Origin of the sequence: Bacillus sp. N447-1 (assembly GCF_022701035.1) — a bacterium.
GTDB classification, from domain to species: Bacteria; Bacillota; Bacilli; order Bacillales; family Bacillaceae_G; genus Bacillus_A; species Bacillus_A cereus.
The window spans coordinates 2,232,002-2,253,420 of the sequence record NZ_CP065509.1; the positions used below are offsets into that span (position 1 = coordinate 2,232,002).

The window sequence follows — 21,419 nt, forward strand, 5'->3', positions numbered from 1 at the left end:
ATTATCTAAGAAACAATAGTAACAATCCTTGTACGAGCCCGATCATTCCGCCTAATAACGCTCCTAAATACGTAATCATTTTCAATTCGTTTTTCGTAATAGACAGAACTAAGTCTTCTAATCTTTCTGTTGAGAATGTAGACACTTCTTGCTGGACAATTTCTGCAAGGTGTAGATTATTTAGTATACTCTCTACATTTTCTGTTCCCCACTTTAAGCCTTTCGCTACTGCACTTGGAACCACTTTTTCAATAATTGTTTCTCGAACTGGTTCACATACTTGCTGAACAGATTGATTTAAAAACTTACTCACTGTTTCCTCTACTTTAACTGCTGACAGCACGGAGCTTACAATCATTTCTTTCTCTACAAATGCTTCTAATTCTTTTACATCTCTTCCTTTTAACTTTTCCCACTCTTTTTGCAGTACGTCAGTTAAAAGCTGCTTTGTAGCATCTTGCCCTAAAAACTTAATAACTTCTGGCTGCACACGATCCACAACACTTACATTTCCTAAAAACATTCCGACTAAGTTAAGTAGCGTTCCGCGAGAAGCAAAGAAATCATCAATCATTTTTGAAAGACGTGCTTTCCCTTCTTCACTTTCAAAAAAGCTAATTCCTCGCTCTAAAATAAACGCCGAGACATTCGGAATCGCATTCTCTATCTTTTGATGTACAGAATGAGGTAAAGCCTGTTCCCATGTATATGTATAATACTCTGCTAAAAATGCATGAATTTTTTCTGTAATAACATGTTCGATTTTTCGAGTCGCTTCTTCTTCTACATGCGCTACATTCCATTTTTCTAACATATGTCGCAGTGATTGTTCATTCGTAATTACTTTATCCACTTCCACTTGCGCCCAGTGAATTAAACCTTTTTGAAACTCTTCATTTGTTAGCTTTTTTCCAATTCCTTCTGGTGTTAACAAATGTTCTACAACCATTTTTCCTAATTGAACAGCAAGTTCATCACGACGCTTCGGAATTAACCCTGGTGTAAATGGAACTTGAAACTTTCCGATATAAATAGGACGATGAGGACGAAATAACATTTTTATCGCTAAATGATTCGTGTATCCCCCAATAATTGCTCCGAGTCCTGTCGTCGTTAACATATTTAACCATATATTCATTACAATCAACCTTTCACTTCTCCAAAACTATAGCATATCATCATACGGACAAAAGTATAATGGTATAAAAACGTATTTGCAATATATAGCTTCGCCTATTATGCAAATAGTAGTAAAGGAGTGATTTCGTTGGTTCTCGGCCTTTTAACTTCTAAACTTCATTATGAGCAAACGTATTACACCGAAATCGCTAAACGCGCTCGGCTTTATCATAATGTCGTTGCCCAGTTTACGCCATTTTGTATTGATTCTAAAACAGACCTTGTTTCTGGTCTTATTTACGATACAGATACAGGAAAATGGAAAGAGCAAACATTCCCTATTCCTTCTTATATATATGATCGTTATTCTTTTCACGAGGAAACAGACTTTGAAAAAGCAAAATCAATTATTCACTCTTTGCACAACCGTCCTTCCACTACCTTTTTAAATAACATACTTATTAACTTAAGTGAACTACATGATTTATTTCTCACTAATAAAAAACTGTCTCCTTATATACCCAAATTTGAAGTGGCAACGATACAAAACATTTTCAAATTGTTGTTAAAATCTAAAGATATTATTATACGCCCCACTAATATACATTCTAAAGATAACTTATATCGAGTCGCTTACAAAAATAAAACGTTTCATATCGATACAGTAAATGAAAAATACCATACTTCTCTTTCAATCAAGCGGACAGATGAATTTATATCTTGGTGTAAATCTAACATACGTTCATCACGCTACATAGTGCATACCATGCTACAACCACCAAATCAATTAACATACCCACTCCACATTCGAACTATTTTGCAAAAAAACAAAGAACAAACTTGGAATGTTATAGGTCAATTTATACAAAAAAGTTCATTTCCTAATCAACTTTTACCCTCAGCAACAGACGATGATTCATTGCATTCATTTTCAAAAATTAAATACGTACTATCTAGTACAGGTGTGCAACTATTGCAAGACGCTTTACACGACATTATAAATGAAGTATTCCAAACACTAGATCAGTCTTATTCTTCATTATTCGAACTAGAACTTTCCACAATTATGGATCAAAAAGGCGCAATTTGGCTTATGTATGTCAACACGATTCCTCCTTACGAACAATACATTCGTCATAGTGATTCATTAGCTGAAAAGATATTTCACGGACCACTTAAATTCAGTCGCTTTACACCATAATGAAAGGAGGTAAACCTATTTTGAAAGAGCATATATATACATTAAATATTTCAGATGACCATCCAAATAGCATTACTTTACCTTACGTTTTTTCTATTACACCGCCTATTACATCTCTCTCCTTCGGCATACGTCATATTGCAAGTGAAGAGGTGAAAATTCATTATTCCTTTACTCGCGAAATTATTATCGGAAAGCATATTGCCGAAAAACTTTTACTGCCTCAATCAACTACTATTCATGCATTTACACAAAACCAAACAATTATTTTCGGACCATTAATCGGCATTTTTACAACTGGCTTTAATGATGATTCTTCTAACCCTTTAGGAAATCGTTCAATTGCTCTGAGTGAGTTGTTAACACCACCATTCTCATTACGACCGTTCGTATTCGTCTTTGGCGTTCAACATATACACTGGGAAGAAGAAACGATTGAAGGATATTTCTTTCAAGAGAAACAATGGATAAAGAAAAAAGTCCCTTTACCAAATGTCATTTATGATCGCTTACCGAATCGGCAAGCGGAAAATTATAAACCAATCGTCAGGGCAAAAAGAAAATTAGAACAAGACTACTGCATTCCATGGTTTAACCCAGGTTTTTTCAATAAATGGGAAGTTCATCAACTTCTTACGAAAGACGAATCAATTAAACCCTTATTACCAAATACAGAAGCATTTCAGCATTTTGAACAAGTAGAACGGTTTCTTGGCACGTATAAATCAGTGTACATGAAACCAATACACGGGAGCTTTGGTAGAAATATTCATCAAATATTTTATTCTCAAACAGAGAATTGCTACTACTGTCGTTATCGCGAAAATGAAGAAAATAAACTGAGAAAGTATCAATCATTAGAAACGCTTCTAAACCACGTATTAAAAGGACATGATTTAAAAAAGTTTATCGTACAGCAAGGTATTTCGTTACTTCGCTTCGATGGGCAACCTGTTGATTTCCGCATTCATACAAATAAAAACCATTTCGGTAATTGGATAGTTAGTGCAATCGTCGCCAAAATCGCCGGCAAAGGCAGTTTAACAACGCACGTAAATAGTGGCGGTGATACAAAATTATTACAAGAGCTTTTTCCAGATTCAACGAAACAAGTTCAAATTGAAAATAAATTAAAACATACTGCCTTACAAATAAGTTACGCGCTCGATGAACAAGTAACTGGAAATATTGGAGAAATCGGTTTTGATATCGGTTTAGACACAAAGGAAAATCCGTGGCTCTTTGAAGCCAACTCTAAACCTGGGCGAACTGTATTCCAAGATAAAAAATTAAAAGAGCAAAGTGAACTGACGCGCCAGTTATTTTACGAATATGCCGTCTACTTAACTGAACATTCTTTACGTGATACAAAAGAAAAAATGTCTCAAATAAAATCAGGGGCTTCATCAAACACCGAACATATCCCTTCTCCTATGATTCACTCACAAATACAAAAACAAAAACTTCCACCTAGATAATAAGGTGGAAGTTTTCTATTTACACAAGTTTTACTACAACCTCAGTTTCCACGTTACATACTCTGCAATAAAAAATATGATTGCAATATTCATTTGAATTATTATGCGTTAAACCATCTACTGCACTTAATAATTCTTGATCCATATAGGCACTATAATCGTCTATGTAATCTACAGACTTCCCATAATCTTGGAGTATACTTTGGCAATTTTGACAAGAATATGTTTGTGATTCTAATGCGTTGCAAAGCGGGCAAATCCCCATCATGATTCCTCCATACGTTATCGTTTATAAGCCTCTCTTTTTTAGAGTGAAGAGAGCAACCTATCCAGACATAGGAGCGCCCACTCCATCCCTACTTAAAAATAGAACTATGAAGTTGCTACCGATTTCATTTTTATTTCAATAAATCATAAATAAGAAGCTAATAATTAGCCTACAAGTAGCAGGCTACAATGAAAAAATTATATTTAATATCCCCCTTAGTTTGGCCTGTTTTCTTAAAAATACAACGATTACTCTTATTTCATAATTTACGAAATCAATACGTTTTTTTGACAAAATTTACAAATTATTATTTTGTATATCTTTCTAGGTAACATCCATACTATGAGTACAAACTTAATTACCGATGGATTAGCGCCAACCGGGGCGATAATCTGGTTCAACTCCAGCTAGTCCAACCAAAAAAACTTTTATAACTCTAAGGAGGATATATTCCTATGGCAAACCAAAATTCTTCAAATCAATTAGTAGTACCAGGTGCAACAGCTGCAATCGATCAAATGAAGTACGAAATCGCTCAAGAATTTGGTGTACAATTAGGAGCAGATTCTACGGCTCGCGCTAACGGTTCAGTTGGTGGAGAAATCACAAAACGTCTAGTTGCAATGGCTGAGCAAAGCCTTGGCGGATTCCACAAATAAATATATATGGCAAAAAGGTCTCAAGGCATATGCCTTGAGACCTTCCTTAATTTATTGCAACATTTGTAAAAACTTCTTCGTGCGTTCTTCTTTTGGATTTGTAAATACTTCTTCTGGTGTACCTTGTTCGACAACGACACCACCATCCATGAAAATAACACGGTTCGCAATTTGATGTGCAAAACGCATTTCGTGCGTTACAATAACCATCGTCATGCCCTCTTTAGCAAGTTCTTTCATTACTTTCAGAACTTCTTGAACGAGTTCAGGATCAAGCGCTGACGTCGGCTCATCAAATAGTAACACTTCCGGCTCCATCGCAAGTGCGCGCGCAATTCCAACGCGCTGTTGTTGTCCGCCTGATAATTGGAACGGATATAAATCCACTTTATCTGCTAAACCAACTTTTTCAAGGAAATAGTTTGCTTTTTTCTTCGCTTCTTCTTTCCCCATCTTTTTCACTGTAACGAGCCCTTCCATTACATTTTGAAGTGCTGTTAAATGCGGGAATAAATTATGGTGCTGGAATACCATACCTGTTTGCGTACGAAGATTAACAATATCTTTCTTCGTTACTTTTTGAGAGAAGTTAAGCTCTTTATTACCGATACGAATATTACCAGCGTTTGGCGTTTCTAATACATTGAGACAACGTAAGAATGTCGTTTTACCAGATCCAGACGGCCCAATAATAACAACAACCTCGCCCTTCTCAACTGTTAAATCTATATGCTTTAGTACGGTATTATCTCCGAAACTTTTTTGTAAGTGCTGAATTGAAATCATAAAAACAAAAACTCCTTTTGTAAAAGGATTATTTTAATGTATAGCGTTCTGAACGCTTTTCTAACATCTGTTGTACGATTGATAATAAGAAACAAATAACCCAGTAAATAAGACCTGCTTCAAAATAAACAATTAAAAACTCGTAGTTCATTGCCGCAATTTCCTGCGCTTTTCGGAACATTTCTGTTACTAAAATTAACGATGCTAATGAAGTATCCTTCACTAAACTAATAAATGTATTTGAAAGCGGCGGGATTGATACGCGCGTTGCTTGTGGTAAAATAACACGTTTTAATGCTTGTGGATATGTCATCCCAATTGTATAAGCTGCTTCCCACTGCCCTTTCGGAATGGAAAGGATAGAAGCACGAATAATTTCAGATGCATATGCACCGACATTTAATGAAAATCCAACAACTGCTGCTGTATATGGCTCAACTTCAATATTAAGAGTTGGAAGACCATAGAAAATAATAAATAACTGTACAAGAAGTGGCGTTCCGCGAATGATAGATACATAGATACGAGCAATCCATTGTAAAATACGACTACCTGAAATACGTGCGAGCGCTGTTAACGTCGCAAGTATAAGACCGATAATAAATGTAATAAGCGTTAATGGAATTGTTGTAAAAACAGCTTCCTTCAGCATAGGCATGAAGGAAGTCTGCATAATATCTATCCAAGTAGACAATCGATCTGAAACTAATGCACTACTTAGATACATTTTCACCGAACCATTTTTTCGTTATTTTGTCATACGTACCGTCTTTTTTCATATCTTCTAACGCTTTATCTACTTCTTGTACAAGCTTATCGCTACCTTTACGGAATAAGAATCCACTTTGTGAAGCTTCTTTTTCTGTATCTACAATTTTAATTTTTGCATCTTTTTTCGTTTCTAAATAATTTAATACTGATAACTTATCATTAATTGTAAAATCAACGCGTCCTGAAGCTAATAATTCTGCCGCTTGGCTAAATCCTTCTACACCTTCGATTTCTGCACCGTTTTTCTTAGCAATATCTGCATAGTTACTCGTTAAAGATTGTGCTCCTTTTAACCCTTTTACATCAGCAAATGTAGCAGGCTTATCTTTATCTTTTGCGATAACTAATGCCGCTGAAGATGAAATGTATGGTTTAGAGAAATCGTATTTCTTTTGACGATCTTCACGAATACCAACTTCGTTTGCAACCATATCGAAACGTTTTGCATCTAGGCCAGCAAGTAAGCTATCCCATTGTGTTTCTTTAAATACAGGTTTTACACCTAAACGTTTTGCAACTTCTTCTGCTAATTCAACATCGAATCCAGTTAATTTATTGCTTGAATCGTGGAACGTAAATGGTGGATATGTACCTTCTGTACCAATTACAAGTTCACCGCTTTGTTTAATCTTTTGTAACGCGTCTTGACTAGCTGTATCTTTTTTCTCTTCTTTACCGCAGCCGGCTACAATCCCGATCGCTAATGTAGTTACTGCAAGCACTGAAAATAATTTCTTCATGATAGTAATCCTCCAAGTATTCTGATAGGAATTTAAAAACTATATTGATTGTATGCAATCTTGAACAATTTTTCAATGAAAATGTTCTTATTTAGTTTATCCTTTTTCTTCATAATCAAACAAAAGGGAAAAATAACGCTACATACAAAAAATAAGTAACATTTTTTAATATAGCATTTATGGAGAAAAAGGTAAAACAATACTTCTTATTTAACTGTCATAATTCGCTAAAGAGTCGACATGTTCATCAATAAAAAAGAACTTGTGAAAATCACAAGTTCTCCTCCATGCATATTAAGCACTCTGATTGCCTTCCATTTGCGTTTTATACATATCGTAATAACGCCCCCGCTTTTTCATGAGTTCATCATGAGAGCCTTTTTCTAAAATGGTTCCTCTATCGAGCACAATAATTTGATCTGCGCTTTTAATCGTTGAAAGGCGGTGAGCGATAATAAATGTCGTTCTTCCTTTTTTTACAACTTCTAGTGCTTGTTGAATCATCGCCTCTGTTTCTGTATCAATACTAGACGTTGCTTCATCTAAAATTAAGATAGCTGGATCAAAAGCAAGCGCCCTAGCAAATGAAATAAGCTGACGTTCTCCAGTGGAAAGCGTACTTCCCTTTTCTGTAATTTCTTCATTTATATTATTCGCAAATCTTTCAGCACCAACATCATGCAATGCTTTTATGATACGCTCTTTTGAAATTTTTTCATTTTCTAAGCTTACATTGGAAGCGACCGTCCCGCTAAAAAGAAACGGGTCTTGCAGTACGATTCCCATATGTTCACGGGTTGCTTGTTTCGGCATCTCTTTTACATCGTGACCATCAATCGTAAGCTTTCCTTTTTCAAACTCATAAAATTGAAAGAGTACATTCATGATAGAACTTTTTCCTGATCCAGTATGACCGACAAGTGCCACTGTCTCGCCTTGTTTCGCTTCAAAAGAAATATTTTTTAACACTTCATCTTTTCCATTATAAGAAAATGATACATTATCAAATTTTACATTTCCTTTTAAACGAGGCATACGTTCTTCTTCTACCGGTTCCCCTTTTTCCTCTAACAATTCAAAGACACGTTCTGATGCAACGCGCGCTTGCTCTAAGTTTGCAAGCTGGTTCACCATATTCGTAATTGGCGAGAATAATCGTGTTAAATAATCGACGAACGCATACAGTACCCCAAGTGAAATAATACCTGTAGCACTTAATGACGCACCGCCGAAATACCAAATTACTCCTGTGAAAGCGATATTTCTTAATACGGCTACTAAGTTATGCGAAGTTGCTGCATTTAAATTTAAAATTTTATTTTGATACTTAAAATAATCGCCATTTAATTCTTCAAATTCTTTTTTCGTTTCACGCTCTTGACGAAACGCTTGAATAATTGGCATCCCTTGAATGGATTCATTCACTGTTCCGTTAATATCAGATAAGCGAGAGCGCATTTTATGATTGTATACAGACGCATATTTTCTATAAAGAATCGCCCAAACAATTAAAATTGGGATAATTAATAAACATAATGAAGCGAGCTTCACATCTAATAAAAATAACGCAGCGAATATCCCAATAATATAGATGATACTAGAAACGAATGTTGCCAGCACCGTTACATATAAATCACGAATGGCCTCTGTATCATTCGTCACACGCGAAACAATTTTCCCCGCCGGTAAATGATCAAAGTACCGAATTGGCAACGTTTGAATATGAGAAAAAACATCTTCCCTCATAATTTGAATAATTTTGTTCGCTGCCTTCTGCAAGAAGAACTGCTTTCCGTATGCAAATAATGACACGACTACTAATAAAGCGAAATAGCCACCACCAAGTAATAATAGACGGTTTATTTCTGGTTTATAAAATGCAAACACTTCTTCTTTCGTTAATGCTTTCGCTTTATACACTTGCACCGCCTTACCATTTTGAACGGTAATCATATCCCCTTTTACAGTCCGTGACCCTTCCGCATTTACTTTATTCGGTACAAAATAATATTGAAAACCGACTTGCATTACGCGTACTTCTTTTCCTTTTTTCTCGCCTTGTTCAAAGCGATCACTTCGCTTATAAAAAGCCCCATTATACGAAACAGCATCTTCACTCTGTTCTGTTTCATACCAAGGTTTCTCTATCCCGACGATATGATCGTCAATCATCGTTTTAGCGACGAAAGGACCAGCAAGCTCTGCGATGACGAAAATAAATAACATTAACATCGCAGCAAAAATCGTCCCCTTCACTTTCATCGCGTATTGAAACAACCGTTTTGAAACGCTCATATTTTCACCCCACTATCCGCACTTTCACTTTCACCTTGTTGTCTTTCAAACTGCTCAGCATACCAGCCTCCCTTTTGGATAAGCTGATCATGCGTACCTTCTTCTATAACTGCGCCTTCATCCATAACGAGAATCCAATCCGCATGTTGCACTGCAGATAAACGATGCGTCGTAATAATCGTCGTCTTTCCGCTTCTTTCCGTTCTTATATTTTCAATGATCGCTGCTTCCGTACGAGCATCTACAGCTGATAAAGAATCATCCAAAATTAAAATTTCTGGATTTTGAATAACAGCTCGTGCAATCGAGATCCTTTGTTTTTGCCCTCCTGATAAAGAAACACCTTTCTCTCCAACGAGCGTTTCTAACCCTTCTGGTAAAAACTCTAAATCCTTTTTAAACGCAGCAATTTCAATTGCTTTCTCTAGTTCTTCTTCAGTCGCTTCCCTATTTCCGAATAAAATATTTTCTCGCGCTGTTTTTGAGAACAAAATATGCTCCTGCGGTACATAACCAATCCAGCCGAGTACATTTTCATTCGTCATTTTATCTAAAGTCACATCAGAAACTGCAATATCTCCATCTCCAAGCGGATATTGGCGAAGAAGCTGACGTACAAGCGTCGTTTTCCCGCTTCCTGTTTTTCCGACAACCCCTAGCGTTTCTCCTTGCTTTAATGTGAAAGAAACCTTTTTTAAATTTTCTTCAGTTGATGAAGGATATGAGAAAGACACATCATCAAATTGAATATAATCCGGCTCTTGCACAAGCTTTGGATGTTTCGGATTCTTTACATCTGGCTCATACGCTAACGTTTCATTCACACGGTCAAGCGAAGCATTTCCTCTTTGCATAACATTAATTAATTCCCCAATTGCAAACATCGGCCAAATCATCATCCCTAAATACACGTTAAAAGAAACGAGTTCACCAAGCGTCACCTTTGACTGGAACACAAGGTATGCACCGTACACTAAGCCGATTAAATAACTAAGACCGACAAGCATTTTCACAGTTGGTTGGAATAATGCATCAATCTTTGCTACCTTCATATTTTTTTCGTAGACGTCATCTCCTAAATGATGAAATCTTTCCTCGTCTGCATTCTCTTGTACGTATGCACGAATAACGCGCACACCAGCGATTGATTCAAGCACTTTATCGTTCATATCACCAAACGCATCTTGTGCAACTGTAAATCTTTCATGCAATTTCTTTCCATATATATTCATCGCATACGCCATAATTGGAAGCGGAATAAGCGCTGCAAATGTAAGCTCCCAACTAATTGTAAACCCCATCATAAAGACAATCGTAAGCATATATAAACTAGAATCCACAAGCGTTAATATACCAAAACCAGCTGTCATAGCGATTGCTTTCAAATCATTTGTCGCTCTCGCCATTAAATCACCAGTACGATTTTTTTGATAAAAAGTCGGCGTCATCTTAAGTAAATGCCCCATAAATTTAGAGCGCATCGTTTTCTCAAGTACGAATGCACCGCCAAACAATTGATGTTGCCATACGAAAGTAAGGCCATATCCAACGATCGTAACCCCTATTAAAATAAGAATAGACTGTATAATAGCTTCGTTCGATAACGTTCCTGTTTTTATGTTATCTATCGTAACCCCTAACACTTTCGGGGGAATCACTTCAACTATATTCACAATTAAAAGAGCTCCAATGGCAATACTATATCTCTTCCAGTGCTCCCTAAAAAACCATTTTAGCTTTAGTAATACTGATAACAATGTAACCTCTCCCTTCTCGTTCTCGTTTACCTCTCATTTCTTTATCCACTATCCAGACCTATCACATTTACATTTCGTAACCCATACAATCTCATCACATTTTTCCACCTTCCAAAGTTTTTTATCGGAACTAAACAAGGGAAAATAAACAAAAAAAAGCATACCGCCGCTTGACGATATGCACAGGAATGCATAAAAAGCGTACGTTACGATATACGCAACGTACGCTTCTTATAAGACAAAGATGCCCTATATATCCGTACGGGTTGCGTAATGATATGAATGTTTTCTGCCATTTAACAGAGCTAAGCCCATTACATTTACGATTACAATCATTACGCACACCCCTTTCATTTATTTTCCATTTATAATCTTACAACTTTATTGAGTATTCTGTCAATTATTTTTTCACACTTTAAATAAAAATATATGATACACCATTTTGAAATAAGGGAATGTTCTGTAAGAAAGGGCATACAAAATAAAAAAAGAATAAGAAATCGTTTTCACAAACATTTCATTTGAAAAATGTTATCAAACCCCCTACAATCACCTTATACTCACTCTTACAAGTTGCTATTTTAGGAGGACTAATCATGACAACTAGCAATACGTACAAATTTTATTTAAACGGAGAATGGAGAGAAAGCTCTTCAGGAGAAACAATCGAAATTCCATCTCCATACTTACACGAAGTAATTGGACAAGTACAAGCAATTACTCGCGGAGAAGTAGATGAAGCAATTGCATCTGCAAAAGAAGCTCAAAAATCATGGGCTGAAGCTTCCCTACAAGATCGCGCAAAATACTTATATAAATGGGCTGATGAGCTCGTAAATATGCAGGATGAAATTGCCGATATCATTATGAAAGAAGTCGGTAAAGGATATAAAGATGCGAAGAAAGAAGTTGTTCGTACAGCTGACTTCATTCGTTACACGATCGAAGAAGCTTTACATATGCACGGAGAAAGCATGATGGGCGATAGCTTCCCGGGCGGTACAAAATCTAAGCTTGCGATTATCCAACGCGCACCACTTGGTGTTGTATTAGCAATCGCACCATTTAACTACCCAGTAAACTTATCTGCTGCAAAACTTGCACCAGCATTAATTATGGGTAACGCTGTTATTTTCAAACCAGCAACTCAAGGTGCAATTAGTGGTATTAAAATGGTTGAAGCACTCCACAAAGCTGGCCTTCCAAAAGGTCTTGTAAACGTAGCTACAGGACGCGGTTCTGTAATTGGTGACTACTTAGTAGAGCACGAAGGCATCAATATGGTATCGTTCACAGGTGGTACAAACACAGGTAAACATTTAGCGAAAAAAGCTTCAATGATTCCACTTGTATTAGAACTTGGTGGTAAAGATCCTGGTATCGTTCGTGAAGATGCTGACTTACAAGATGCTGCAAACCATATCGTAAGCGGTGCATTCTCTTACTCTGGTCAACGTTGTACAGCTATTAAACGTGTACTTGTACACGAAAACGTAGCGGACGAGCTTGTTAGCTTATTAAAAGCACAAGTAGCTGAACTATCAGTTGGATCTCCAGAACAAGATAGCACAATCGTTCCATTAATCGACGACAAGTCTGCTGACTTCGTTCAAGGTTTAGTTGACGACGCTGTAGAAAAAGGTGCTACAATCGTTATCGGTAACAAACGTGAGCGTAACTTAATTTACCCAACATTAATCGATCACGTAACAGAAGAGATGAAAGTTGCTTGGGAAGAGCCATTCGGCCCAATCCTTCCAATCATCCGTGTTTCTTCAGATGAACAAGCAATTGAAATTGCTAACAAATCAGAATTTGGTCTGCAAGCAAGTGTCTTCACTAAAGACATTAACAAAGCATTTGCAATTGCTAACAAAATCGAAACTGGTTCTGTTCAAATTAACGGACGCACAGAGCGCGGCCCTGACCACTTCCCATTCATCGGTGTAAAAGGTTCAGGTATGGGCGCACAAGGTATTCGTAAGAGCCTTGAGTCTATGACACGTGAAAAAGTAACTGTATTAAACTTAGTTTAATCTTATAAAAAGAAGCTGATCTATAAATAGATCAGCTTCTTTTCTATATAAATACTTCCAAAAACGGAGTATTTCATTCTACTTCCGATTTGGTTTTCCAAATCGAACTAAAACATGCCATAATAATTTTAATTCCTGAAGCACTTCTTCATAAGTTCCACAATCACTCCAAGATAATGGATTGCGTTTCAAATCCGCTACAGCAGAGCCAATTATATTGGCATTGATACAATTATGTCGTGCAATACGTCTTGCTAAAGATGGCATTTTTGAACCTCTAAAATCCATCGGAACTTCGTCTACCGCAAGTACAAAACCGATGTGCCAATACAAATCAATAGCATACTTCAGGCAAATTTCTTCTAAAACTCTTCCTACATCCGTACCCTTAAATGAAGGATCTGCAATAAGCGCTTCCACGTCTTCTTTTAGAGAAATCTCTCCATGAATCTGCGCTTCAATATAATGATTAAGATTACGGGCTGGCTCTTTGCTTACTACATCTATAAACGGCCTTTTCAGATTAGCCAGTAAATGATTAATTAATATTGTTGGAGTCAAATTTCCTTCACCAATTGCAAAATCTCTTACGAATGTCTCTTCCAAAAGAGCAGCTAAAATCATATCAAACTCCTCGTAAGTCCCCTTTTCTTTCGGATCTTGATGCGAATCTAAATATGTATATGTAGAACGCGAAGAAACTTTTGGAGATAAGAGAAAATAACAGGAACCAAAACGCGGAGCCGGCCCATCTGGATGTAACATTAAATTTAGCGCTCCGTATTTTGGACGTTGATCATTCGTTACGCCTTCTAATTGATATGCCCCTCCAAATATTCTCTTTTCCCAAAGGTCACGTTCACCACCAGGATAAGCAGATACGCTTCCATTAGATAGCAATGTTTCAAACTGACTTTTATATACTCCTTGCTCAAATAGTGCTTCAGCAACACTTTTCTTACTCGAATCTAGTCTGTCTGGATGAAAGTGTAAAGCAATCCTTGCGTGAGATTTTAAATTAGCGACAGCCTCTTCAAATATTTCATCTGTAATATTAGACATTTTAAGTATATGATTAATCGTTGCTTTAGCCTCACGTTTTTCGTTCTCTGCATATTTTGAAATATACTCCAAAGCAAATAATTGAGATCTTGATAATTCCATAATCAAACCTCTCCTTTAATTAAAATGACCTTAATCATTTCAATTAAAAGCTTATTCTTTCCTTCTTATGAAACGAACCTAATTTATTTAAAAACGTAATTTACTAAATCTTAATTATGCATACACGCATTTTTCATAGGCAAATGTACACATTCTACAGAAATTTGATACCCTAGCCATCGCTCAGCAATATGTTCAAATGATAAAACAGATCCCGTTGTAAAAAAACGATGCTTCGGATTCAGATTGTCAGACAAAATTCCTTTGTGCTGTAAAATGGTACTTAACTCTATCGCTGTTTCTTCTGCAGAACTAATAATCGTTACATCTTCTCCTAGTTCCTTTTTTATATAGGACTCTAAAAGTGGATAATGCGTACATCCAAGAATTAACGTATCTATATCTTCTTTCGTTAATGGAAGTAAAGCTTGTTTCACTTGCTGCGTGACATATGCTATATCTTCTAATCGATTTTCTACAACTGTAGCTAAATTCGGACACGCATGACTATGCACTTCCAAATATGTATCAAGCTCGTGTAATGCTTTTTCGTACATATTAGATTTTATCGTACCTACAGTTCCAATTACTCCGATTTTCTCTTTCTTTGTTACTTTAATTGCCGCTCTTGCTCCTGGATGTATAACGCCAATAACTGGAATGGAAAGTGCTTCTTGCAGCTCAGTCAATGCAGCAGCTGCAGCAGTATTACATGCTACGACTAGCGCTTTTAATGGAAACTGTTTGAGGAACTCAACCATTTCAAATACGAAAGATTGCACCTCCTCTACACTTCTTGGCCCATACGGGCAACGCTTATTATCACCAATATAATAAATGCTTTCTTTAGGCAATTGTCTTATAATTTCGCTCGCAACTGTTAATCCCCCAACTCCCGAATCTAGCACACCTATTACTGAATGTTTATGACATACAGACATTTACTTCATCCCCTTTTCAATCATCTAGCGCTAATAACATGTATTATATTACGAAAATTCAAATATCACATAACAATCCCTCTTACTTTTAATCACAAACTCTTCTCTATAATCTGATTATTACTATATCCATTGACGTATAAAAATACATTTGTTACTCTTAAAGACGTTAATTTAATATTTAAATCCTCATTCGTATCTCGGTGAGGTAGAGGTTGCAATCATTAAGAGTATCATTTCAGGAGATGTAGTGGCATTGATGAAGGAATGAGAAAGGAATGGTTGCCGAAGTAAGTCGTGTCCACCATGCACGCTTGCTGGGTCTGTATTTAATAAGTGCAGAACTGTCACAAACGTTTCGTTTGTGGAGAGCTATCGAGAGGTATGTCGTGGGTTTCTTATAAGATAGAAAGCATGTAGCGGCAAATTACGTGCTTTTTTTGTTTTGTTTGGGACTTCTCTTCCTGACTCAGGAAGACATACATATCTCCTCGCTTGACTTGGTTATACTAACTTTGGAGGTATTTTCTATGCAACAAAAAAAATGGGGCTTTTGGGTACTAACAGCTTTCGTTGTCGGTAACATGGTTGGCGCTGGTATTTTCATGGTGCCAAGTACGTTGGCACAAACAGCAAGCCCACTCGGTGTCACTTTAGCTTGGTTAACTACAGGGTTTGGTGTTTTAATGCTAGCTCTTGTTTTCGGTAATTTAGCAATTCGTCGTCCTGATTTAACGACAGGGCCACAAAGTCATGCGTATGCTTTATTCTCAACACCAAAAAAGAAAAAAATGGCTGGTTTCAGTATGGTATGGGGATATTGGGTTGCAAACTGGGCAAGTAACGTTGCCATCATTACATCATTTGCGGGATATTTATCACTCTTCTTCCCAATTATGAAAGATACGCGACTACTATTTTCAATCGGCTCGTTTAACGTAGAAGTCGGAAAACTAATTACATTTACGATTTGTTCCATCTTACTTTGGGGAACTCATATTATATTAACAAACGGTGTAAGCGGAGCTGGAAAACTAAACTTCTTAGCAACAACAACGAAAGTAACTGGATTCCTTTTATTCATCGTCGTTACGTTATTTGCATTCGAAGCTTCTAAATTTGGACAATGGTACACACCGATGATTGATAAATCAGGTGCATCACACGGTCTTCTTTCACAAGTAAATTTAGCTGCTCTTACAACGCTTTGGGCGTTTATCGGAATTGAATCAGCCGTTCTTTTATCAAACCGTGCTGTTTCTCCAAAAACGGTAAAACGTGCAACAGTTGCGGGATTACTTATTACAGTTGCAATTTACTTAGGAATCACAATTTTAACAATGGGTGTACTTCACGTTGATAAATTACAAGCTTCTGAACGTCCATTAGCAGATGCACTAAACGCTGCAATGGGTCATGGCGGCGGGAAACTGATGGCATTACTTGCTCTTACTTCCCTGTTCGGTTCTATCTTAGGCTGGATTTTATTAAGCTCAGAAGTACCTTATCAAGCAGCAAAAGAAGGTTTCTTCCCTTCCTTCTTCACAAAAACAAATAAAAAAGGAAGTCCAATTTACTCATTACGATTAACAAACATTATGTCGCAAGTATTCCTATTCTCAACATTATCAGGAACCATTGCGGAAGCTTATACATTCGTTATTACCGTATCGACACTGGCTTACCTCATTCCATATCTCGTTTCACCAATCTTCCAGTTAAAACTAGTCGCAACTGGTGAAACATATAAAAATGAAATGCGGGCAAGAATTACAGATGGCATAGTCGCAGTTATCGCACTTTGCTACGCACTATGGGTTATTAAAACGGGCGCATCCGATATAAAAACGTTCCTTCTCGGAATTGGTTTATTCGTAATCGGATTTGCTTTCTATCCATTAATGAATTGTGATCAGAAAAAAAATAACGAAAAGAAAAACGGGCAAGTTGCATAACGCAATTTGCTCGTTTTTTCTTTTGTAAAACATATATAATAGAACAAAGAGGTGAAAAACATGTCAATCGAATCGCTATGGAGCAGTCGCTTCCAACAACATATTCAAAATATCATTACATACTTTGCACGTATGATTAACGGTTTACTATATAGCTTTATCTTTATTTCATGCGTTGGTGCATATTATTATGCTCAGTTTCTAAAAGCATCTCCTTCTAAAGGAATATCTTTAATAATTATAACGATTGTACTTACATTCATTATAACGAGATGCCCTATCCGTACATTTATTCAAAAACCTGATGCTGTCTATTTACTAGCACTAGAAGAGAAATTAACATCTTATTTTAAAAAATCTCTTCTATACAATTACATCATGCAGCTTTTCCCATTATTATTTACGTTCCTTATTCTCGTTCCACTTGCTATGCAATCATTGCAATTAACTGTACCTTTTTTATGTACAATCTTTATCGTGTTAATGATTACGAAAGCCTGGAACATGTACATACATTGGATGTGGCGTGATAGTCACGAAAAAAATATATGGCTAATCATTCGTATTACTTGTAACGCCCTAATCATTTACATGCTGTTTTATTCCGCAAATGTTCTCATATTGGGCGGACTACTCTTACTACTTGCTTTCCTACTTCTATATACGAAAAAACAGCCTACAAAACGAATACCGTGGGATTACATAATCGAGCAAGAAGAAAAAATGAACGTTCGTTTTTATCAATTTGCTAGCATTTTCACAGATGTTCCGCAACTGAATAAACAAGTAAATAAAAGAAAATGGCTTACAAATTGGATTGAACCTTTATTACATAAAAAACGAGCAACTTTCTTCTATTTACATACATTAGCATTTTTACGCGGGAATGATTATTTCGGTATATATGTTCGCTTAGGATTGATCGGTGCCTTCGCCTTATATTTTATACCAAACATATACGTAAAAGGCGCTATCGCATATATCGTCCTATATATGATTTCTATGCAGCTCCGTTCCCTATGGAAATATTTTTCGGGAAATATTATTGTAGCATTATATCCAATCCATACTGAAGAAAGGATGAAGCAATTTCTTCACTTAATCTTTATATTGCTAAGCATTCAACTCATTGTATTTTCAATTGTTATACTCATTGCTACAGGTCAATTTTTACATATCCTTATCATTATGATTGTCGGGTTACTCTGGATCAAATTTATTATTGTACCAAAAACGAAGCAAAGAATTTCCGCATTTTAACGAAAAGAATTATCTTAAAAGCCAAGGAGAAAATAAACTTTCTCCTTGGCCTTTTTATTTTTCTTCCTCAAACAAGAATCACCAGCACAACCAATGTATTATGATTTTTACATACAAAAATCATAATACATGTTTACGTCCTAATAAAAAGGGTATCTATTAAATTAACAAAGTAAAGGAGGGGCCTATATTGTGAATAAAAAAATGGAGCAATTGAAGCACCATGTTACGGATAATCAACGCAAACATGCTTTAACAACAAACCAAGGAGTAAAAATAGCCGAGGATGAATTTTCTTTAAAGATGGGCTTAAGAGGCCCAACCTTAATGGAGGATTTTCACTTTCGCGAGAAAATGACCCACTTTGATCATGAACGAATTCCTGAAAGGATTGTTCATGCACGCGGAGTTGGCGCTCATGGTTATTTTCAGCTTTATGAATCGTTAGAAGCATATACGAAAGCAGATTTTCTTACTAATCCTTCAAAGAAAACACCTGTATTTGTACGGTTCTCAACCGTTCAAGGTTCTAAAGGATCCAACGACACAGTAAGAGATGTACGCGGATTCGCCACAAAATTTTATACAGATGAAGGAAACTATGATTTAGTGGGTAATAATATGCCCGTATTCTTTATCCAAGATGCTATTAAATTTCCTGATTTTGTCCATGCAGTTAAACCAGAACCACATAATGATATTCCTCAAGGAGCTAGCGCTCATGATACCTTTTGGGACTTTGTTGCGCATAATCCTGAGTCCACTCATATGGTCATGTGGCAAATGAGCGACCGAGCTATTCCGCGTAGTTTACGAATGATGGAAGGTTTTGGAGTTCACACATTTCGACTCATTAACACAGCAGGAAAAGCCCATTTCGTAAAGTTTCACTGGAAACCTACCCTTGGGGTTCATTCATTAGTATGGGATGAAGCTCAAAGGATTGCTGGGAAAAATCCTGATTTTCATCGTCAAGATTTATACGAAGCAATTGAAAAAGGGGATTATCCTGAATGGGAGCTTGGATTACAGTTAATTCCAGAAGAAGATGAACATAAATTTGATTTTGATATTTTAGATCCAACGAAATTATGGCCAGAAGAAGAAGTTCCCGTAAAATTAGTTGGTAAAATGACATTGAACAAAAATGTTGATAACTTCTTTGCTGAAACAGAGCAGGTAGCTTTTCACCCTGGTCATGTCGTACCAGGTATTGATTTTTCAAATGACCCTCTTCTGCAAGGAAGATTATTCTCCTATACAGATACACAATTATCTCGTTTAGGGGGCCCTAATTTCCATCAAATCCCTATCAATCAACCCGTATGTCCTTTTCATAATAATCAACGTGATGGTATGCATCAAATGCAGATTCATCGCGGTCAAACAAGCTATCATCCTAACGGATTAAATAACAATCAACCTGCAACCGTCCAAGCCGAACAAGGAGGATATGAACATTATCAAGAAAAGATTGATGGGCATAAAATTAGAGGTCGTAGTAAAAGCTTTCTTAACTTTTATTCTCAGGCTAAACTTTTCTACAATAGTATGAGCCCTATTGAAAAGCAGCACCTAAAAGAAGCTTTTTGCTTTGAAGTTGGGAAGTGTAAATCAGACATGGTGAAGACAAATGTAATTGCTCTCCTAAACCACGTCGATCGTCAATTAGCACAAGAAGTCGCTAACATTGTTGGAGCTCCTTTACCTAAAGAAAATCACGAAGTAAATTCAGATGCAAAATCACCTGCACTAAGTATGTCCAATACTATTTTTAAATCTGATTCTAAAAATGTCGCAATTCTATTAAATGGTGACCCAAGCGTCTCCCTTCTGTCCGAATGGATTCAAGCTTTTGCACAGCACCGAATGAACTATAGCATCATAGATAATAAAATTTATCATTTCAATGATTCCATTAAAGTAACTGATACTTATACAACAACAGACTCTTCGCTTTTTGATGCAGTATTAGTGTTTAGTAGTGAGTCTGTCATTCACCCCCCTGTTTTAGAATTTACAGAAACTACTTTTAAACATTTTAAACCGATAGCTCATGTCCTTAGTAATCCTCATGCTTTGGACAATAGTAAAATTAAATTAGATGGAGCAGGAGTTTATAACTTAACAAACACTTCAATTGAATCATTTATAGAAGGTATTGCCCAAGGAAGATTCTGGAACCGATAATATAATATAAGGAGCGGATTAGAATGAGTAAAAAAATTGCTATTTTAATAACGGATTATTTCGAGGACACAGAATACACAGAGCCAGTAGGAGCTTTTAAACAAAAGGGATATGAATTAACAACTATTGAAATGGAAAAAGGGAAAACGGTACACGGTAAACAAGGAAAAAGTGAAGTCGTAATTGATAAAAGTATTGACGATGTTTCTCCAGAAAACTTTGATGCCCTCTTCATACCAGGCGGGTTCTCCCCAGATATACTTCGTGCAGATGAACGTTTTGTTCGCTTTAGTAAAGCATTTATGGATGCGGACAAACCCGTTTTCGCTATTTGTCACGGACCTCAGCTACTCATCACTGCACAAACACTTGAAGGACGTGATGTAACTGGATATAAATCTATTGAAGTCGATTTAAAAAATGCCGGCGGGAACTTTCATGACAAAGAGGTTGTCGTATGTCAAAATCAGCTAGTAACAAGTAGACAGCCAGAGGACATCCCAGCGTTTATTGAAGAATCGTTGCGTATATTAGGATAACTAACCTCCTTTTATTTACATGAAAATAGTTAATCAGTGAGGTTTTATTCATCCCCCACTGATTAATTAGCCCCCACCAACTGGTCGTTTACAGGCAATCCGACCACCACAAATAGCAAGATAAATAAAAAGAGGGGAATCCAAAAGTTCAGTTTTAATAATCTTTTGGATTCCCCCTTTTTCTCGCCCAAAAATTCCTTATCACTTTTCATAGGCAGTTCTCATATAGTGAAAATGACTATATAATTCCTATCCATAAG

The 21,419-nt window shown here is 36.5% G+C and carries 18 protein-coding genes and 1 riboswitch; of the genes, 8 read left to right on the forward strand and 10 right to left on the reverse strand.

Going from position 1 to position 21,419, the window contains the following annotated elements; genetic code table 11:
• Position 1 precedes the first annotated feature (1 nt).
• Positions 2-1,138 carry a DUF445 domain-containing protein gene (locus tag IQ781_RS11220; protein ID WP_139847174.1) on the reverse strand — a complete coding sequence of 379 codons (1,137 nt, stop codon included), beginning with the start codon at positions 1,136-1,138 and terminating at the stop codon, positions 2-4.
• Positions 1,139-1,267: 129 nt separating this feature from the next.
• Here IQ781_RS11220 and IQ781_RS11225 point away from each other — a divergent pair, with 129 nt between their 5' ends.
• Together IQ781_RS11225 and IQ781_RS11230 are read left to right on the forward strand one after the other, a co-directional pair.
• Positions 1,268-2,320 (forward strand): YheC/YheD family endospore coat-associated protein, encoded by a 1,053-nt coding sequence (locus IQ781_RS11225; RefSeq protein ID WP_139847173.1) that lies wholly within the window; start codon positions 1,268-1,270, stop codon positions 2,318-2,320.
• A gap of 20 nt (positions 2,321-2,340) precedes the next feature.
• A complete protein-coding gene (locus IQ781_RS11230; RefSeq protein WP_000658062.1) occupies positions 2,341-3,798 on the forward strand; it encodes a YheC/YheD family endospore coat-associated protein in 1,458 nt (485 codons plus the stop codon).
• Positions 3,799-3,817: 19 nt separating this feature from the next.
• On the opposite strand, the gene IQ781_RS11235 is transcribed toward IQ781_RS11230, so the two are convergent.
• Positions 3,818-4,063 (reverse strand): hypothetical protein, encoded by a 246-nt coding sequence (locus IQ781_RS11235; protein WP_000510476.1) that lies wholly within the window; start codon positions 4,061-4,063, stop codon positions 3,818-3,820.
• 458 nt (positions 4,064-4,521) lie between these two features.
• Between IQ781_RS11235 and sasP the strand changes: the two genes are divergently transcribed.
• Positions 4,522-4,725, forward strand: a complete 204-nt coding sequence (sasP, locus tag IQ781_RS11240) for a small acid-soluble spore protein, SasP family (protein WP_000013338.1) — start codon at positions 4,522-4,524, stop codon at positions 4,723-4,725.
• A gap of 51 nt (positions 4,726-4,776) precedes the next feature.
• Here sasP and IQ781_RS11245 read toward each other — a convergent pair whose 3' ends face one another.
• From IQ781_RS11245 to IQ781_RS11265, 5 genes are all read right to left on the reverse strand, one after another.
• Positions 4,777-5,511 carry an amino acid ABC transporter ATP-binding protein gene (locus IQ781_RS11245; RefSeq protein ID WP_000623610.1) on the reverse strand — a complete coding sequence of 245 codons (735 nt, stop codon included), beginning with the start codon at positions 5,509-5,511 and terminating at the stop codon, positions 4,777-4,779.
• Between the two features lie 28 nt (positions 5,512-5,539).
• Complete coding sequence (locus IQ781_RS11250) at positions 5,540-6,238, reverse strand: amino acid ABC transporter permease (RefSeq protein ID WP_000281501.1); 699 nt, start codon at positions 6,236-6,238, stop codon at positions 5,540-5,542.
• A complete protein-coding gene (locus IQ781_RS11255) occupies positions 6,225-7,022 on the reverse strand; it encodes an amino acid ABC transporter substrate-binding protein (RefSeq protein WP_000732840.1) in 798 nt (265 codons plus the stop codon). Before IQ781_RS11255 ends, IQ781_RS11250 begins: the two co-directional genes overlap by 14 nt.
• Before the next feature lie 294 nt (positions 7,023-7,316).
• Positions 7,317-9,317: an ABC transporter ATP-binding protein gene (locus tag IQ781_RS11260; RefSeq protein WP_000116641.1), complete on the reverse strand. Its 2,001-nt coding sequence runs from the start codon at positions 9,315-9,317 to the stop codon at positions 7,317-7,319.
• A complete protein-coding gene (locus IQ781_RS11265) occupies positions 9,314-11,074 on the reverse strand; it encodes an ABC transporter ATP-binding protein (protein ID WP_000953783.1) in 1,761 nt (586 codons plus the stop codon). The genes IQ781_RS11260 and IQ781_RS11265 overlap by 4 nt, the downstream gene beginning before the upstream one ends.
• A 596-nt stretch (positions 11,075-11,670) precedes the next feature.
• Between IQ781_RS11265 and gapN the strand changes: the two genes are divergently transcribed.
• Positions 11,671-13,110: an NADP-dependent glyceraldehyde-3-phosphate dehydrogenase gene (gene gapN / locus IQ781_RS11270; protein WP_000213634.1), complete on the forward strand. Its 1,440-nt coding sequence runs from the start codon at positions 11,671-11,673 to the stop codon at positions 13,108-13,110.
• A 78-nt stretch (positions 13,111-13,188) separates the two neighbouring features.
• Here the strand turns inward: gapN and IQ781_RS11275 are convergent, their stop codons facing one another.
• Both IQ781_RS11275 and racE read right to left on the reverse strand, forming a co-directional pair.
• A complete protein-coding gene (locus IQ781_RS11275; RefSeq protein ID WP_139847172.1) occupies positions 13,189-14,274 on the reverse strand; it encodes a DUF3626 domain-containing protein in 1,086 nt (361 codons plus the stop codon).
• Positions 14,275-14,384: 110 nt separating this feature from the next.
• The gene (gene racE, locus IQ781_RS11280; RefSeq protein ID WP_000109672.1) at positions 14,385-15,215 is read right to left on the reverse strand and encodes a glutamate racemase; all 831 of its coding nucleotides are present in this window, start codon (positions 15,213-15,215) and stop codon (positions 14,385-14,387) included.
• A gap of 201 nt (positions 15,216-15,416) precedes the next feature.
• Positions 15,417-15,598: riboswitch (Lysine riboswitch) on the forward strand.
• 147 nt (positions 15,599-15,745) lie between these two features.
• Between racE and IQ781_RS11285 the strand changes: the two genes are divergently transcribed.
• The 4 genes from IQ781_RS11285 (at position 15,746) to IQ781_RS11300 (ending at position 21,159) form a co-directional block, all read left to right on the forward strand.
• Positions 15,746-17,170, forward strand: coding sequence for an amino acid permease (locus IQ781_RS11285; RefSeq protein ID WP_139847171.1), 1,425 nt, complete (start codon positions 15,746-15,748; stop codon positions 17,168-17,170).
• A 60-nt stretch (positions 17,171-17,230) separates the two neighbouring features.
• Entirely contained in the window at positions 17,231-18,430 is a 1,200-nt protein-coding gene (locus tag IQ781_RS11290; protein WP_139847170.1) for an ABC transporter permease, read from the forward strand.
• A 192-nt stretch (positions 18,431-18,622) separates the two neighbouring features.
• A complete protein-coding gene (locus tag IQ781_RS11295) occupies positions 18,623-20,620 on the forward strand; it encodes a catalase (RefSeq protein WP_001035775.1) in 1,998 nt (665 codons plus the stop codon).
• A 23-nt stretch (positions 20,621-20,643) separates the two neighbouring features.
• Positions 20,644-21,159 (forward strand): type 1 glutamine amidotransferase domain-containing protein, encoded by a 516-nt coding sequence (locus IQ781_RS11300; protein ID WP_000037548.1) that lies wholly within the window; start codon positions 20,644-20,646, stop codon positions 21,157-21,159.
• A 62-nt stretch (positions 21,160-21,221) separates the two neighbouring features.
• On the opposite strand, the gene IQ781_RS11305 is transcribed toward IQ781_RS11300, so the two are convergent.
• Positions 21,222-21,371 (reverse strand): hypothetical protein, encoded by a 150-nt coding sequence (locus IQ781_RS11305; RefSeq protein WP_162900581.1) that lies wholly within the window; start codon positions 21,369-21,371, stop codon positions 21,222-21,224.
• Between the last annotated feature and the right edge of the window lie 48 nt (positions 21,372-21,419).

Coding starts and splice junctions, on each gene's coding strand:
- IQ781_RS11220 (WP_139847174.1), bottom strand. CDS start 1,138: ATGAATATATGGTTAAATATGTTAACGACGACAGGACTCGGAGCAATT.
- IQ781_RS11235 (WP_000510476.1), bottom strand. CDS start 4,063: ATGGGGATTTGCCCGCTTTGCAACGCATTAGAATCACAAACATATTCT.
- sasP (WP_000013338.1), top strand. CDS start 4,522: ATGGCAAACCAAAATTCTTCAAATCAATTAGTAGTACCAGGTGCAACA.
- IQ781_RS11245 (WP_000623610.1), bottom strand. CDS start 5,511: ATGATTTCAATTCAGCACTTACAAAAAAGTTTCGGAGATAATACCGTA.
- IQ781_RS11250 (WP_000281501.1), bottom strand. CDS start 6,238: ATGTATCTAAGTAGTGCATTAGTTTCAGATCGATTGTCTACTTGGATA.
- IQ781_RS11255 (WP_000732840.1), bottom strand. CDS start 7,022: ATGAAGAAATTATTTTCAGTGCTTGCAGTAACTACATTAGCGATCGGG.
- IQ781_RS11260 (WP_000116641.1), bottom strand. CDS start 9,317: ATGAGCGTTTCAAAACGGTTGTTTCAATACGCGATGAAAGTGAAGGGG.
- gapN (WP_000213634.1), top strand. CDS start 11,671: ATGACAACTAGCAATACGTACAAATTTTATTTAAACGGAGAATGGAGA.
- IQ781_RS11275 (WP_139847172.1), bottom strand. CDS start 14,274: ATGGAATTATCAAGATCTCAATTATTTGCTTTGGAGTATATTTCAAAA.
- racE (WP_000109672.1), bottom strand. CDS start 15,215: ATGTCTGTATGTCATAAACATTCAGTAATAGGTGTGCTAGATTCGGGA.
- IQ781_RS11285 (WP_139847171.1), top strand. CDS start 15,746: ATGCAACAAAAAAAATGGGGCTTTTGGGTACTAACAGCTTTCGTTGTC.
- IQ781_RS11290 (WP_139847170.1), top strand. CDS start 17,231: ATGTCAATCGAATCGCTATGGAGCAGTCGCTTCCAACAACATATTCAA.
- IQ781_RS11300 (WP_000037548.1), top strand. CDS start 20,644: ATGAGTAAAAAAATTGCTATTTTAATAACGGATTATTTCGAGGACACA.
- IQ781_RS11305 (WP_162900581.1), bottom strand. CDS start 21,371: ATGAAAAGTGATAAGGAATTTTTGGGCGAGAAAAAGGGGGAATCCAAA.